This window comes from Thermosyntropha tengcongensis (assembly GCF_055381335.1).
In genome coordinates this window covers 1,624,435-1,639,362 of sequence record NZ_AP042437.1, presented here as the reverse complement: position 1 = coordinate 1,639,362, position 14,928 = coordinate 1,624,435, and the positions used below count along the sequence as shown (strand labels likewise).

The 14,928-nt window shown below is 42.9% G+C and carries 14 protein-coding genes and 1 other annotated feature; of the genes, 12 read left to right on the top strand and 2 right to left on the bottom strand.

From position 1 onward, the window contains the following. The first annotated feature begins 87 nt into the window (after positions 1 to 87). The 12 genes from ACZ42E_RS07865 to ACZ42E_RS07810 all read left to right on the top strand — a co-directional run bounded on the left by ACZ42E_RS07865 (position 88) and on the right by ACZ42E_RS07810 (position 13,148). Complete coding sequence (locus ACZ42E_RS07865) at positions 88 to 993, top strand: diaminopimelate dehydrogenase (RefSeq protein ID WP_464891793.1); 906 nt, start codon at positions 88 to 90, stop codon at positions 991 to 993. Between the two features lie 129 nt (positions 994 to 1,122). After that, positions 1,123 to 3,744, top strand: coding sequence for an FAD-dependent oxidoreductase (locus ACZ42E_RS07860; protein WP_464891792.1), 2,622 nt, complete (start codon positions 1,123 to 1,125; stop codon positions 3,742 to 3,744). A 125-nt stretch (positions 3,745 to 3,869) separates the two neighbouring features. Beyond that, the gene (locus tag ACZ42E_RS07855; protein WP_464891791.1) at positions 3,870 to 5,723 is read left to right on the top strand and encodes a TIGR03960 family B12-binding radical SAM protein; all 1,854 of its coding nucleotides are present in this window, start codon (positions 3,870 to 3,872) and stop codon (positions 5,721 to 5,723) included. Beyond that, the gene (locus tag ACZ42E_RS07850; RefSeq protein WP_464891790.1) at positions 5,707 to 6,384 is read left to right on the top strand and encodes a TIGR03936 family radical SAM-associated protein; all 678 of its coding nucleotides are present in this window, start codon (positions 5,707 to 5,709) and stop codon (positions 6,382 to 6,384) included. The genes ACZ42E_RS07855 and ACZ42E_RS07850 overlap by 17 nt, the downstream gene beginning before the upstream one ends. A 2-nt stretch (positions 6,385 to 6,386) precedes the next feature. Beyond that, the gene (locus tag ACZ42E_RS07845) at positions 6,387 to 7,826 is read left to right on the top strand and encodes an Rne/Rng family ribonuclease (RefSeq protein WP_464891789.1); all 1,440 of its coding nucleotides are present in this window, start codon (positions 6,387 to 6,389) and stop codon (positions 7,824 to 7,826) included. Between the two features lie 76 nt (positions 7,827 to 7,902). Then, positions 7,903 to 7,979 (top strand) — a sequence feature (ribosomal protein L21 leader region). An 11-nt stretch (positions 7,980 to 7,990) separates the two neighbouring features. After that, positions 7,991 to 8,305 (top strand): 50S ribosomal protein L21, encoded by a 315-nt coding sequence (gene rplU / locus ACZ42E_RS07840; protein ID WP_464891788.1) that lies wholly within the window; start codon positions 7,991 to 7,993, stop codon positions 8,303 to 8,305. Beyond that, complete coding sequence (locus tag ACZ42E_RS07835) at positions 8,305 to 8,634, top strand: ribosomal-processing cysteine protease Prp (protein ID WP_464891787.1); 330 nt, start codon at positions 8,305 to 8,307, stop codon at positions 8,632 to 8,634. The genes rplU and ACZ42E_RS07835 overlap by 1 nt, the downstream gene beginning before the upstream one ends. A gap of 2 nt (positions 8,635 to 8,636) precedes the next feature. Beyond that, complete coding sequence (gene rpmA / locus ACZ42E_RS07830) at positions 8,637 to 8,930, top strand: 50S ribosomal protein L27 (RefSeq protein ID WP_464891786.1); 294 nt, start codon at positions 8,637 to 8,639, stop codon at positions 8,928 to 8,930. 84 nt (positions 8,931 to 9,014) lie between these two features. Further along, positions 9,015 to 9,455: a Spo0B domain-containing protein gene (locus ACZ42E_RS07825; RefSeq protein WP_464891785.1), complete on the top strand. Its 441-nt coding sequence runs from the start codon at positions 9,015 to 9,017 to the stop codon at positions 9,453 to 9,455. A gap of 4 nt (positions 9,456 to 9,459) precedes the next feature. After that, positions 9,460 to 10,719, top strand: a complete 1,260-nt coding sequence (obgE, locus tag ACZ42E_RS07820; protein ID WP_464891784.1) for a GTPase ObgE — start codon at positions 9,460 to 9,462, stop codon at positions 10,717 to 10,719. A 14-nt stretch (positions 10,720 to 10,733) separates the two neighbouring features. Continuing rightward, the gene (gene proB / locus ACZ42E_RS07815) at positions 10,734 to 11,861 is read left to right on the top strand and encodes a glutamate 5-kinase (RefSeq protein ID WP_464891783.1); all 1,128 of its coding nucleotides are present in this window, start codon (positions 10,734 to 10,736) and stop codon (positions 11,859 to 11,861) included. Positions 11,862 to 11,885: 24 nt separating this feature from the next. After that, on the top strand, positions 11,886 to 13,148 hold the full coding sequence (locus tag ACZ42E_RS07810) for a glutamate-5-semialdehyde dehydrogenase (protein WP_464891782.1): 1,263 nt from the start codon (positions 11,886 to 11,888) through the stop codon (positions 13,146 to 13,148). A gap of 21 nt (positions 13,149 to 13,169) precedes the next feature. On the opposite strand, the gene cysK is transcribed toward ACZ42E_RS07810, so the two are convergent. Beyond that, positions 13,170 to 14,219: a cysteine synthase A gene (gene cysK, locus ACZ42E_RS07805; RefSeq protein WP_464891781.1), complete on the bottom strand. Its 1,050-nt coding sequence runs from the start codon at positions 14,217 to 14,219 to the stop codon at positions 13,170 to 13,172. A gap of 9 nt (positions 14,220 to 14,228) precedes the next feature. Further along, a complete protein-coding gene (locus ACZ42E_RS07800; RefSeq protein ID WP_464891780.1) occupies positions 14,229 to 14,849 on the bottom strand; it encodes a hypothetical protein in 621 nt (206 codons plus the stop codon). Between the last annotated feature and the right edge of the window lie 79 nt (positions 14,850 to 14,928).

Sequence of the window (14,928 nt, the reverse complement as noted above, 5' to 3'; positions counted from 1 at the left end):
TTTAGAGGAAGGAATATTGTTTTACATGTCCCGGGTGTTATATACTCAAAAAGAAAAAATTATTAAAAAAGGAGTTTGGAGGAGTTTATGAGCGGGAAAATAAGGGTAGCTATTGTAGGTTACGGCAATATAGGAAAGTATGCTCTGGATGCAGTAAAGGCAGCTCCTGATATGGAGCTGGCAGGGGTAGTGCGCCGTTCGTCATCCCTGGGAGATAAACCGGCAGAACTGGCAGACATTCCGGTAGTAGGGTCCATCAAGGAACTGGAAGGTGTAAAGGTAGCCCTTCTCTGTACTCCTACCCGTTCTGTTCCCCAGTATGCCAAAGAAATACTGGCCTTGGGAATTAATACCGTTGACAGCTATGATATTCATGGGGAACTGGCCGATTTAAGAATTGAACTGGACAGAATAGCCAAAGAAAATAATGCAGTAGCAGTAATATCTGCTGGCTGGGATCCGGGAACTGATTCTATGGTACGCTGCATGTTTGAATTTATGGCTCCTAAAGGCATAACTTACACCAACTTCGGCCCAGGGATGAGCATGGGGCATTCTGTGGCTGTAAAAGCTATTGAAGGGGTAAAAAATGCCCTTTCCATGACTATCCCGCTGGGTACCAGTGTACATCGCCGCATGGTTTATGTAGAACTGGAAGAAGGTGCTGATTTTGCCGCAGTAGAAAAGGCAGTAAAAACTGACCCTTACTTTGTAAAAGATGAAACCCATGTAATCCAGGTAGAAGATGTAGATGCCCTTATTGATATGGGGCATGGCGTGCTTATGGAAAGAAAAGGGGTATCAGGTGGTACCCACAATCAGCTTTTGAGCTTTTCCATGCGCATAAATAACCCGGCTTTAACAGCTCAGATTATGGTAGCTTCAGCCAGAGCCAGCGTAAAGCAGAAGCCAGGCGCTTATACCATGATTCAGATACCTATTATTGATTACATGTATGGAGATGTAGATGAAATTATCCGCAAACTGGTATAACCATTTGCCAAACTTTTCCCCTGATGCTTTAAAGGTATCGGGGGATTTTATTTTTATGAAAATTATAGATTGTTGTTTTATAAGATTTTTTGGGTTAAGATATAAATATATGGAAAAAGGAGGGGTTAAATGCCAGTTTTACCTGTGAGTGATGGGGTTTACTATGTAGGGGTACAGGATCCAGAATTGCGTATTTTTGACATTGTAATGTACACAGAATATGGAACCAGTTATAATGCCTATCTGGTAAAAGGAAGTGAAAAGACAGCTCTTATCGAAACCGTAAAGGTAAAATTTTTTGATGAGTACATAAGAAACTTGCAGCAAGTAGTTGATTTATCGAGCATAGATTATCTCATCATGAACCATACCGAACCTGATCATGCCGGCTCGGTAGAGAAGCTGCTGGAAAAGATTCCTAATTTGACGATACTGGGCAGTTCCACCGCTTTAACTTTCCTGAAAGGTATTACCAACACTAATTTCCCCGGACGTTCACTGGCAGATGGAGAAGAGATTGATCTGGGAGGAAAGACATTAAAGTTTATAAGCGCTCCTTTTTTGCACTGGCCTGATTCTGGATATACCTACCTTAAGGAAGATAAAATCTTGTTTACCTGTGATTCTTTTGGCTGTCACTACGCGGATGACAAGGTGTTTAGTGACCTCATAGAGGGAGACTTTTATGATGCGTACAAATATTACTTTGATGCTATAATGGGGCCTTTTAAGCCTTATGTGCGGGAAGCTTTGGAAAAGATAAAAGATCTGGATATAAAGATCATATGTCCGGGACATGGGCCGGTTCTGCGCAGCAACCTCGATTATTATGTAGACCTTTACCGTAAGTGGTCAGAACCGGTGGTAAGAGAAAGCGATAAGCCGCTTATTGTCATAGCTTACGTTAGTGCGTATGGCTATACGGAAACATTGGCCAGCAATATTGCTGAAGGTATAGAGACGGCTGGCGATTTCGAGGTAAAGAAATATGACCTGGTATATGCAGACAGGGAAGAAGTGCTTAAAGATATAGAACTGGCAGATGGCATCCTTATCGGTTCCCCTACTATAAACGGGGATGTTCTTCCTCCGGTATGGGAGCTTTTAATAAGGCTTTCCCCGATTGTACACGGGGGGAAAGTAGCCGCTGCTTTTGGGGCTTATGGCTGGAGCGGGGAGGCAGTTCCAAGTATAGAAAATCGGCTTAAGGCTTTGCGTATGAAGGTGTTGCCGGGGCTTAAGGTAAACTTTAAGCCTTCGATGAGAGAGGAGGAGTTGGCATTTACTATGGGTATGGAATTTGGCAAGGCAGTTATAGCCCAGAAACAGGATGTTTCCAAAATGAGATGGCGCTGTGTAATATGCGGGTATGAACATGAAGGGGCTGAGCCTCCTGAAGTATGCCCAGCCTGTGGGGTAGGCAAAGAAAACTTTGTTCCTGTAAATCCTGAAGATGAATTTGTAAATGATACAGGAAGAAAGTTTGTCATCATCGGAAGCGGCATAGGAGCTTTGACAGCTGCCGAAAATATCAGGAAGCGCGACCGCAGTGCAACTATAACTATGCTGACAGACGAAAAGTATTTGCCTTATTATAGACCGGCTTTGTCTGACCTTTTGAGTGAGGATTTGCCGGAGGAAAGGCTTTATATTCATGATGAGGCATGGTATGCGGAGAGGAATATAGATTTAAAACGAGGCCTGCCGGTTGTAAGGATAGAATTAAAGGAGAAAAAGGTTATAACCGGAGATGGACAGGAATTCCCCTACGATAAACTGATAATTGCTACCGGTGCCAGCAGCAATATCCCCCCGATTCCGGGAGTAGAGCTAAAAGGTGTTTATGCACTGAGAAGCCTTGATGATGCCTTAAAGGTAAAAGAGGCTATACAAGGAGCCAAAAAAGCAGTAGTTATTGGAGGAGGAGTTTTGGGGCTGGAAGCAGTCTGGGAAATGGTTAATGCTGGTCTTAAAGTGGCGGTAATTGAAGGATTTGATCGCCTAATGCCCAGACAGCTTGATGTTGATACTTCCCGCAAGCTGGAAGAACTCATAAAAGGATATGGGGTAGAACTCTATCTGGGAGCGGGAGTAGAGGCTATAATCGGGACTGACCGGGTAGAAAAAGTAAAGCTTAAAGATGGGACGGAGATTTTAGCTGACATGGTTCTGCTTTCCACCGGTGTACGTCCTAATACGGCTCTGGCCAAGGAAGCAGGTATAGTGGTGGAACAGGGTATAGTGGTAGATGAAAAGATGCGCACCAGCGCACCTGATGTTTATGCAGTGGGGGATGTTGCTCAGTACAACGGCAGGGTTATAGGATTGTGGCCGGTTTCCATGGAAATGGGGCGCATTGCAGGAGCAGTGGCAGCTGGTGAGGATTGGGCAGAATATAAACAGCCTCTCATTTCCACTATGCTGATGGCTTTTGGCAAGGAGATTTTCTCGGTGGGAGAAGTAAACCTGCCTCCAGAAGAATGCAGGGTGGTAGAAGTAAAAGATCCGGTTAACGATTATTACAAGAAGAGTTTTATAAAAGACGGGGTACTGGTGGGGGAAATCGTTATAGCTTCCCGGGTAGATACTACCCATACCGTAAACCGGCTGGGCAGGGATGAAAGCGGACAGAAGAGATATAACAAATGGGAATGCCGGGTATGTGGATATATTCATGAGGGGCCTGAACCCCCCGATGAATGTCCGGTATGTGGAGCACCCAAGGACATGTTTGATCCGGTAGAAGAATAGGGTATAATTTTTAATGAAGGCCAGCTTTCAGGCTGGCTTTTTGTTATGCGGCTAAAAAAGCTTAAAAGGCAGCGCTTTGTGGTAAGATATATACGTTAAGAAATTGCTAAAACTGGAGGAAGAACATGAAAGAAAAGCTTTTTCGGGATATACTGCCTAAAGTCTCTAAACCTGTACGCTATATGGGGAATGAGATTAATATAATCCGCAAGGATTGGGACAGTGCCAAAGTTAAAATGGCTTTTTGTTTTCCGGATGTATATGAAGTAGGCATGTCACATATCGGAGGTAAAATACTTTATGGCCTTATAAATGAAAAAACTGACCACCTTTTGGAGAGGGTCTTTGCTCCCTGGCCGGATATGGAAGAAGTGATGCGCAGGGAGAATATTCCCCTTTACACCCTGGAGTCTTATCGGCCGCTTACCGATTTTGATGTATTGGGTTTTACCATGCAGTATGAACTTTCCATAACCAATATTTTGAACATGCTTGACCTGGCAGGGATTCCTCTGTGGGCAGAAAAAAGGGATGAAAGGTATCCGCTGGTAGTGGCAGGAGGACCGGTAGTATTTAATCCGGAACCTTATGCAGATTTTATTGATGTATTCCTCATTGGCGACGGGGAAGAACTCCTGCCTGAGTTTCTGGATGCAGTTTATGCAACGCGCAGTTTGAAGAAGGAAGCAAGGCTTTTAGAATTAGCCAGGATTGAAGGGGTATATGTGCCAGCTCTTTATGAGGTAGAATACAATCCTGATGGTACTATAAAAAGAATGTACCCTAAATGTGCGGGAGTACCGGAAAAAGTAAAGAAAAGGGTGGTAAAGGACCTGGATAAGGCATATTTTCCAGAAAAGCCAATACTGCCCTATATGAATATAATTCATGACCGGGCAGTCCTGGAAGTTATGCGGGGGTGCCAGCGAGGGTGCCGCTTTTGCCATGCTGGTATAGTTTACCGGCCTTCCCGGGAAAGAAGTATTGCTACTTTAAAAAGGCAGGCTGAGAATCAGATCAGGCATACAGGTTATGAGGAAATTTCTTTAACTTCCCTGAGCAGCCTGGATTATTCAGGGATAGAGAGGCTGGCGCGAGAGCTGGTGGCTGAATACGGAAACCGGGGGATAGGGATATCTTTGCCTTCGTTAAGGGTCGATGCTTTTTCTATTGATCTGGCCAATGAGATACAAAAGGTCAGAAAGACAACTTTAACCCTGGCGCCGGAAGCAGGAAGCCAGAGGATGCGCAATATTATAAACAAAAATGTTACCGAAGAACAGCTTTTGGAAGCGGTGGAAGCTGCTTTTAAATCAGGCTGGAATGCAGTTAAACTTTATTTTATGATCGGCCTTCCTTATGAAAGGGAGGAGGATTTGGACGGCATAATTCAGCTTATGGAAAAGGTAAGGGATGTAGGCAAAAAATACGCCAAAAGAGCAGTAGAGGTAAGGGGAAGTATTTCCTGTTTTGTCCCCAAAGCCCACACTCCTTTTCAGTGGCAGCCACAGGACAGTATAGAAGAGCTGGAAGCCAAGAAGAGGTATATGCTGCGGGAAAAGAAAAAGGGTATAAAGTTGAGTTTTCATGACAGTGAGACCAGCTATTTGGAAGGGGTATTTTCCCGTGGTGACCGCAGATTATCAAAAGCTGTCTACCTGGCTTATAAGAAAGGCTGTAAATTTGATGGCTGGAGTGAATATTTCCGCTTTGATTTATGGCAAGAGGCATTTCATGAATCAGGTATTAATCCAGATTTTTATACCCGGCGCCGTCCTTCTTACGAGGAAATATTCCCCTGGGACTTTATTGATATAGGGGTAACCAAGGCTTTTTTGAAGAGGGAAAATGAAAAGGCAGAAAAGGAAGCGCTTACTTTGGACTGCCGCCACGATGAATGCAGCGGCTGCGGCATATGCCCGCGTTTCGGGGTTAAAGTTGATATAAGGGAGGGAAAAGAAATTGCGGATAAGAGCTGAATATAGCCTGTATTCTGATTTGAGGTTTTTCTCCAATCTCGAAATGATGAGGCTTATGGAACGAAGCCTGCGCAGAGCTTCTCTCCCTTATGCATTAACAGAAGGCTTTAACCCGCATATAAAGCTGTCCCTGGGCACGGTTTTACCGGTAGGGCTCTGGGGATTAAGGGAGTATATGGATGTAGAGCTTAACGAAGATGTTACAGTAGAGTATTTTACGCAAAAAATGAATGAGGTTTTGCCATCAGGGGTGAGGATAACAAGAGCAATCGCTATTCCTGAAAAGGCACCTTCTCTTATGAAGATAATCAATGCGGCTGCTTATACTTTTGTTGTTAAAAATAACTATGATTTAAAAGCCTGGCAAGAAAAGGTTTTAAGTGCAAAACATTTATTTGTAAAAAGCAGGGGGAAGAAAAAAGATGTAGAAAAAGATTTAAAAGAGGGAATTTTTAAAATAGAAATAGATCATGAAAATGATCGGGCTTATGTTACAGTATGGGTAGCTGCCGGGGAACCGATTAATGTAAGGTATGATGAGCTATATGATTTGTTAATAGCTACCGGGATAGCAGGCCATGATATAATAGATGTTTACCGCAGCGGAAATTATATAAAAGAAGGGGAGTTTTTCTATACTCCATTAGAAAAGGTGATTTAAAGGTGAAGCGAGAGATTATTGTTGAAGTGTATCCCTGGGAGTCGCGGGTAGGGGTAGTTGAAGATGGCCGTCTGGTGGAAGTTTTCTGGGCCAATGAGGATGAAAATGTAGGCAATATTTACAAAGGAAAGGTAAAAGATATATTACCCGGGTTATCCTGTGTTTTTGTAGATATTGGCCTTAGCAAAAATGCTTTTTTGTATGCCGGAGATATAGTCTTGGGAGGGAAAAAAGCAGGCCTTAATGTACTGCAGCTGATAAAAACCGGGCAGGATATAATGGTACAGGTAAAAAAAGAAGCTTTTTCGGAAAAAGGGGCCAGGGTTACCTGTGATATAAGCCTGCCGGGACACCTTTTGGTGCTGCTGCCTTTTCAAAGCGGAATATCCATTTCCCGTAAGATAACGGATGATGATATGAGAAAGAGGTTAAAAGGCATAGTAGAGGAAAATAATCCCCAGAATATGGGGGTTATTGTACGTACTGCCTGTATGGAGGCAGAAGAAAAGGATATAGCTGCTGAGTTAAACAGCCTTTATCAAATATGGGAGGATATCAGGAAAAGGTATGAGAAGGCAAAAGCGCCCAGCCTTATCTATGAAGATATAGATGTTCTAGACCGTACTTTGCGGGATTACCTGGATGGCAATACCAAAAAGGTAATTATAAATAATGCTAAACTGAAAGAAAAAGTAGCCCATTTTATAAAGCAAAAAGCTAATATAAATATAATGGTACAGTATGAAGAAGGGGATCTTTTTGAAAAGTACGGGCTGGAAAAAGATATTCGCAAGGCTTTGAAAAGGAAGGTTTGGCTGAAAAGCGGAGGCTACCTTATAATAGATGAAACTGAGGCGATGACGGTTATAGATGTAAACAGCGGCAAATATACTGGCAAAGATAATTTTGAGGAAACTATATTTAAGCTTAATCTGGAAGCAGCCAGGGAGATACCGAGACAGTTAAGGTTGAGGAGTATAGGAGGAATAATATTAATAGATTTTGTAGATATGGAAAATAAGCGGCACAAAGAGGAAGTTGTCAGAGTTCTGCAGGAAGAGCTGGCCAAAGACAAAGCTCATACCCGTATAGTAGGGATTACTGGTCTTGGTTTTCTTGAAATGACGCGTAAAAAATCGCGTTACGGGATTTCCGAGTTTTTTACCCAGGAATGTAATGTCTGCGGAGGTAAAGGAAGGCGTATAAATAATTTTGCCCTGGCCTGTGAAATAAAGCGTAAACTTGCCAATATGGGGTATCTGGAAAGCGAAGAAATAGTGTGCGAAGCTAATCCCGAACTTCTGCAGTTTGTAGCCAATGACCCTTCTAACCTGTCTTACATAGAAAAAAAGAGTGGAAAACGAGTAAAGCTGGTTGAAAACAGCGATTTGGGGACTTATGAATACAGGATATATTCTGCTTCTGAAAAATTTAGGCCGTAAATATTCTGGAAAGAATTTTAAATATGCTGCACATTGACTAAGTAATATTTTTATGTTATTCTCTTATGTGGGTTGCTTGCTTTTGTAACCGCTCAATCCGGGTTATCAAACGGCGTAAAGGCCTACCTGGGATTGGCGAGTCTAAAAATGTGGAGGTGTGTTAATTGTACGCAGTAATTAAAACAGGCGGCAAGCAGTACAAAGTAAGCGAAGGCGACATTATCAAGGTAGAAAAGCTGCCGGTAGAGGAAGGTCAAGAGGTAGTCCTTGACGAAGTACTGCTTATAAATGATGAAAACGGCAATGTAAAGGTAGGAAAACCGGTAGTAGAAGGTGCCAAAGTTATTGCTCAAGTTCTGGAACAGGGCAAAGGGAAAAAAATCTATGTTATGAAGTATAAGCGCAGAAAGAACTACCGCAGGAAAAAAGGGCACAGGCAGCCTTTTACCAAGATTAAAATCCAGAAGATTGAAGGGTAATGATTAAAGTAACTATATTTTATCAGGGTGAATATATAACCGGTTTTACGGTTAAAGGACATGCTGGCTATGCTGATCCGGGGTATGACATATACTGTGCTGGTATATCAGCCATTACCCAGACAGCGCTAATAGGGCTTTTAAAACACCTTAAAAATAAGCCTGATTATTATGTAAAGAAAGGTGACTTAAAGGTAAAGCTTCCCGGACATTTAGATGAAGAAGACCTTAATAAGGCTCAGATTATACTTTCCACTATGGAAGCTGGGCTTTCTTCTCTCAGGGAAGCATATAAGGATTATGTTCAGCTTGAAATAAGGAGGTGCTGAAGATGTTCAGATTTGATCTGCAGCTTTTTGCTCATAAAAAAGGGGTAGGAAGCTCTAAAAACGGACGTGACAGTGAATCTAAAAGATTAGGTATAAAAAGATATGATGGTCAGGTAGTAAGAGCTGGCAATATACTGGTTAGACAGAGAGGAACCAAGATTCACCCGGGTAAAAATGTTATGAGAGGCGGAGATGATACCTTATTTGCTGTCGTTGACGGTGTAGTAAAATTTGAAAGAAAAGGCCGTGACAAGAAGCAGGTAAGTGTATATCCTCTGGAAACTATAACTATGTAATTAAACTGATGACGAAACCCCTGGAGTTTTTCAGGGGTTTTTGTTATTATTAGGCAGATGAAGGGTTTTTAACAGGGGGAATGCATGGTGGAAGCGGAAAAAATGGTAAGTATTCTAAGGCGGGTAAGGCATGATTTGGGGAATCACCTTCAGGTTATAAGCGGTTATCTCGATTTGGGTTACCTGGATGAAATAAGAAACTACATAGATGAGATTACTGAATATATGCAATATGAAAAATGGCTGTTTTCTTCAACTGAGCCGGAGATTGCTTTGTATCTTTATTACCAGATGTTGAGAGCAGAAGAATTAGGAGCCATAATAAGGTATAAGGATATAAAAGTGGATAATTTGCGAATAATAGAAAAGGCTGATGAACCTTATGCAACTGTGGCCCAGCTGTGTGGAAAATTAAACCGGGAAAATGGTATGCTTTTTGAAGTGGTGCTTAAACAGGAAGGTGACGAATTAAAAATGCAGGTAAAGGGCGCACATACGGAAATTATTCAGGTACTTAAGGAGTGAGGCTATGTTTGTCGATTATGCCAGGATTTATGTAAAAGGCGGGGATGGAGGGAATGGAGTGGTAGCCTTCCGGAGGGAAAAATATGTGCCGATGGGCGGACCTTCGGGAGGGGATGGGGGAAGGGGAGGCAATGTAGTTTTTGTAGCTGATGAAGGGCTTAAAACCTTGATGGATTTTCGTTATAAGAAACATTTTAAGGCTGAACGCGGGGAACATGGCCAGGGCAAAAACATGCATGGAAAATCGGGAGAAGACTTGATTGTCAAGGTTCCTGTAGGTACCGTTATAAAAGATGATGCTACCGGGGAAGTGATAGCTGATTTAACCCAGCATGGACAGGAAGTGATAGTAGCCAAAGGCGGCAGAGGGGGACGGGGTAATGCCCGTTTTGTCACTTCTGTCAACCGGGCTCCCACTTTTGCGGAAAATGGCGAACCTGGAGAAGAAAGATGGATAAGGCTTGAACTTAAACTTCTGGCTGATGTAGGACTGGTAGGATTTCCGAATGCCGGCAAATCTACGCTTATATCCAGGATTTCTGCCGCTAAACCTAAAATAGCTGATTATCCTTTTACTACCCTGGTACCTAATCTGGGAGTAGTACAGACTAAAAACAAGGAAACTTTTGTAGCAGCTGATATACCAGGACTTATCGAAAATGCATCAGAAGGAGCCGGCCTGGGGCACGATTTTCTGCGCCATATAGAAAGAACAAGGGTTTTATTATTTTTGCTTGATACAGCCCAAACCGAAGGGCGTGATGTATTGAACGATTATCAGATCCTGCGCAGGGAGCTGGAAAAATATAATCCAGAGCTTTTAAAAAGGCCTTACTTGATAGTGGCCAACAAGATGGATATCCCTGAAGCATATGAGAATCTGGTTCGCTTAAGGGAGGCTTATGGAGATAAGGTTCATCCTATATCTGCAGTTACCGGAGAAGGGATAGAAGAATTGATAGAAAAAACTTATGAGCTTTTAAAGAGCGTGCCGGAAGATTTGTATGTCGGCGAAGAGAGAATTGTGCGCAAATATGAAGAAGAAGTGCCTTTTGTAATAAATAAAGTAAACGGGGTTTATGAAGTTAGCGGCAAAAGGATTGAAAGACTGGTAGCCATGACCAACTTTAATACCGAGGAAGGGTTAAGAAGGTTTCAGCATGCTGTAATCAGGATGGGTTTGGAAGATGCTTTGAAAGAAATGGGAATTAAAGAAGGAGACATTGTCCGCATAAAAGATTTTGAATTTGAATATACTGAATAGTTTGGGTGATATTTATGATAGAAAGAAAAGATTTGGCTAAATGCAGGCGCATAGTTATAAAAGTAGGGACCAGCACCCTAACTTACAAAAATGGGCAGCTCAATCTGCAGCGTATCGATAAACTGGTAAGGCAGATGGCCGACCTGCATAACCAGGACAGAGAGGTCCTGTTGGTGAGTTCAGGTGCTATCGGAGTAGGAGCCAGCCGCATGGGACTAAAGAAGGTGCCTCTTACCATGCCGGAAAAACAGGCACTGGCTGCTATAGGGCAGGGAGCCCTTCTGCATATTTATGAAAAGATTTTTGCTGAATATGGCAAAATTGTAGCTCAGGTTTTGTTGACCCGCGGGGATTTCGATGAAAGGATACGTTATTTAAATGCTACCAATGCTTTGCTGGCTATTCTTAATATGGGGGTAATTCCCATCATAAATGAAAATGATACGGTAGTAGTAGAAGAAATAAGGTTTGGGGATAATGATACTTTATCTGCCCTGGTAGCCGGAGTGGTAGATGCTGACCTGCTTATAATACTCTCTGATGTAGATGGCCTTTATGATTGCGATCCCCGGCTTAATAAGGATGCCTCGCTTTTAAGCGAAGTTTATGAGATAACTGAAGAAATGGAAGAAAATTCTAGAAGCCGGGGAAGCAAGTTTTCAAGTGGCGGCATGTATACCAAACTTAAGGCGGCCCGTATGTGTATGGCATCCGGTATTCCTATGCTGATAGCCAATAGTGATGAAGATAATGTAATAACGCGGTTGATGAATGGGGAGAAACTGGGGACTCTCTTTGTACCCAGGGAAGAAAAAATGCAGGCCCGTAAAAAGTGGATCGCTTTTGGCCGGCTGCCGCAGGGAGAAATAATAGTTGATGACGGAGCGAAGGAAGCTTTGCTGGCTAAGGGCAAAAGCCTTCTTCCCTCCGGCATAGTGGAAGTGAAGGGGGATTTTCAGATAGGGGAAGTAGTTAAGGTATTGGACCTTGCAGGAAGGGAAATCGCTCGGGGGCTTACCAACTACAGTGCACAGGAGGTGCGGCTTATTGCAGGCAAAAATACCCGCAGCATAGAAAAAATATTAGGATACAAAGATTATGATGAAGTCATCCACCGCAACAATCTGTGGGTAGAATTTTAGTTTACATAAGGGGGAGTAAAAAATATGGATGCTAATCTTAAAACTATGCTTATCGAGCAGGGAAAGAAAGCTAAAAAGGCAGCGCGTTTTTTAGCTACTGCTTCTACTGAACTCAAAAATAAAGCCCTGCTCGCTATGGCGGAAAGCCTGGAGGCCAGCCAGGATGAGATTATCAGAAATAACCGGATAGATTTAGAGGAAGGGAAAAGGATGGGCTTAAGTTCAGCCATGCTGGAGAGGCTTACTTTAAATCCAGCGCGGGTAAAAGCAATGGCTGACGGTTTGCGGGAAATTGCTGCTCTTCCTGATCCGGTAGGGGAAGTCCTGGAGATGGTAAGGAGGCCTAACGGGCTTGATATAGGGAGGATAAGGACTCCTATTGGAGTTATAGGCATAATCTATGAATCAAGGCCTAATGTAACAGCAGATGCTGCTGGCTTATGCTTAAAATCAGGCAATGCTATTATATTAAGAGGAGGAGAAGAAGCTTTAAATTCCAACCGTTCTATTGCCAGGGCTATATCTGAGGCGGCTGTAAGCTGCGGCATACCGGAAGGCGCTATTCAGCTGGTTGATAGTGCAGACCGGAACGCTGCCCTGTTTATGATGAAAATGCACGATTACCTGGATGTTTTAATACCGCGGGGAGGCAAAGGCCTTAAAAAAGCGGTACAGGAAAACGCCAGCGTACCAGTTATAATGACCGGAATGGGCAACTGCCATGTCTATGTAGATGAATTTGCCGATATAGAAAAAGCCGTAAGGATTGCTTTTAATGCCAAAGTACAGAGACCTTCGGTATGCAACGCCTGTGAAACCCTTCTGGTGCATGAGAAGATTGCGACCAGCTTTTTACCGCTTATAGCCGAAAAATACAGAGAAGCCGGTGTGGAAATGAGAGGCTGTCCCAGGACCAGGGCTGTGCTTGAGGGAATCAAAGAGGCTACTGAGGCAGACTGGGAAGAAGAATATCTGGACCTTATAATAGCTATTAAAGTAGTTTCTTCTATTGAGGAGGCCATTGAACATATAAATACTTATGGAACCGGACATAGTGAAGCAATCGTAACCGAAAATTACACCCATTCCCGGTTATTTATGTCAGCGGTAGATGCAGCGGCCGTTTACACCAATGCTTCGACCCGTTTTACTGATGGAGGAGTATTTGGGTTTGGTGCCGAAATGGGAATAAGTACCCAGAAGCTTCATGCTAGAGGGCCTATGGGACTTAAAGAGCTTACTACCACCAAATTTATAATTTATGGTGATGGACAGGTTAGAGAATAGAGAGAGGCGGGAAATTCCCGCCTATTCTATTATTTCCAGGTTATATTTTTCGATTTTGGCCTTATCTTCCGGTTTAAGCTTATAATCACGGTCAAGAAGTTTGCGTTCTTTGGCTTCGCCGCATAATTCAGTGGAGAGGTAGCGCAAACCGTTGTCGTTGAGCATAGTAACGATGCATTTTTTGTCCGGGTATTTAAGGGCTACTTTGCGAGCTGCTGCTACATTGCAGCCAGCTGATATGCCGCAGAATATGCCTTCTTTGCTGGCCAGTTCTCTGGCCATAGCTATGGCTTCTTCTGAGCTTACCAGCACTACCCCATCGATATATTCCAAATCCAGTATTTCAGGAATAAGACCGTCGGCAATTCCCTGTACTTTATGCGGACCAATTTGGCCATATGCAAGAATGGGGGATTCCTTTGGCTCAGCGATATATACTTTTATGGCAGGGTTTTTGCTTTTAAGATATTTGGCGGTTCCGGTTACGGTACCTCCTGTTCCCTGACACATGATAAAGACATCAATTTTTCCTTCCGTTTGTTCCCATATTTCAGGCCCTGTATTTTCAAAATGGGCTTCTACATTTTCCTGGCGGCAAAATTGATCGATATGAAAAACTTTATCTTTATACCTTCCTTTTATCCGTTCAACTTCTTCCAGTACCAGATCGACATCTGTTTCTGCTCCAGGAGTAAGCACCAGTTCAGCTCCATAGGCTTTTATGGTCTTTTTACGTTCTTCACTCATCCCTTCTGGCATGACGATTATCACTTTATATCCTTTGGCTGCTCCCACCATGGCGGTGGCAATTCCGGTATTGCCGGTAGTACCTTCCAGAAGGATCATGCCTTCCTTAAGTTCGCCCCGTGCTTCTGCTTTTTCTACAATAGCTTTGACTACCCGATCTTTGAGACTGCCGCTGGGATTTACATATTCAAGTTTGGCCAGTATTTCCGGCTTGAGGTCAGCAGCAATATTTTTAAGCCTTATCATAGGGGTTAGGCCTATGGCTTCCAGTACATTATCTGCTATGTGACGGTTTCTTTCCCAGTCCATTTCCAAAACCTCCATGCCTAAAGTTTATAATTTCCATTCCCTGCCGAATTTTATTTCTCTCTTTAAAGTAAATTTTTCCTCCCGGGGATGATTAATTATAAAATCCGGCAGTTTGCTGGTTTCCCTTTTGAAAATGCAGAACAATTCTTTAAAAAATATGGGCCTTTTTTCTTCATCCCGCAGGCTCAGGTTTCTGGCTTTTAGCTCATCGGCAATAAGGTTGTTGAGGTATATCTCGTAATCAAAGAGTTTTTGAAAAAATTCATGCCAGTGTTTGAGCAGGGGCTCTTCTTCCCAGCCTATGCCAGGGCATACAAAGTGACGGCATATAGTTTCCCGCAAATCCTGGGAAAGTATGCAGCCTTTCTGGGAATCGTGAAAAAGGCAGCGATAGCTTTCCCCATCCGCCATGCTGTTTACGGTAAGGGAAGCGTCCAGAATGGTGATATGGGGAATGTTAAAAAGGGACTCCAAAAGTTCAGGTTTGTTTTGCATAAGATAAGCAAAATCGGTGGGATAAAAAACTGGCGAATAGTAGCCGCAGCATCCCTTGCCATCCAAACGCGGACACCGGGCGCAAAGGTCTACTTCAATATAACTGCGCAGTCCATTATTATGAAAAACCAGGGTAATCTCTTTCTCCATTTTTCCCTCTCCTACCTTTAATACCAACATTATAGATTTTTTAAGGTTTAAAGGGAAGACTTATTTTATGATTTGCATT

Coding starts and splice junctions, on each gene's coding strand:
- proB (WP_464891783.1), top strand. CDS start 10,734: ATGATAGAAAGAAAAGATTTGGCTAAATGCAGGCGCATAGTTATAAAA.
- ACZ42E_RS07860 (WP_464891792.1), top strand. CDS start 1,123: ATGCCAGTTTTACCTGTGAGTGATGGGGTTTACTATGTAGGGGTACAG.
- ACZ42E_RS07810 (WP_464891782.1), top strand. CDS start 11,886: ATGGATGCTAATCTTAAAACTATGCTTATCGAGCAGGGAAAGAAAGCT.
- cysK (WP_464891781.1), bottom strand. CDS start 14,219: ATGGAGGTTTTGGAAATGGACTGGGAAAGAAACCGTCACATAGCAGAT.
- ACZ42E_RS07855 (WP_464891791.1), top strand. CDS start 3,870: ATGAAAGAAAAGCTTTTTCGGGATATACTGCCTAAAGTCTCTAAACCT.
- ACZ42E_RS07800 (WP_464891780.1), bottom strand. CDS start 14,849: ATGGAGAAAGAGATTACCCTGGTTTTTCATAATAATGGACTGCGCAGT.
- rpmA (WP_464891786.1), top strand. CDS start 8,637: ATGTTCAGATTTGATCTGCAGCTTTTTGCTCATAAAAAAGGGGTAGGA.
- ACZ42E_RS07825 (WP_464891785.1), top strand. CDS start 9,015: ATGGTGGAAGCGGAAAAAATGGTAAGTATTCTAAGGCGGGTAAGGCAT.
- obgE (WP_464891784.1), top strand. CDS start 9,460: ATGTTTGTCGATTATGCCAGGATTTATGTAAAAGGCGGGGATGGAGGG.
- ACZ42E_RS07865 (WP_464891793.1), top strand. CDS start 88: ATGAGCGGGAAAATAAGGGTAGCTATTGTAGGTTACGGCAATATAGGA.
- ACZ42E_RS07835 (WP_464891787.1), top strand. CDS start 8,305: ATGATTAAAGTAACTATATTTTATCAGGGTGAATATATAACCGGTTTT.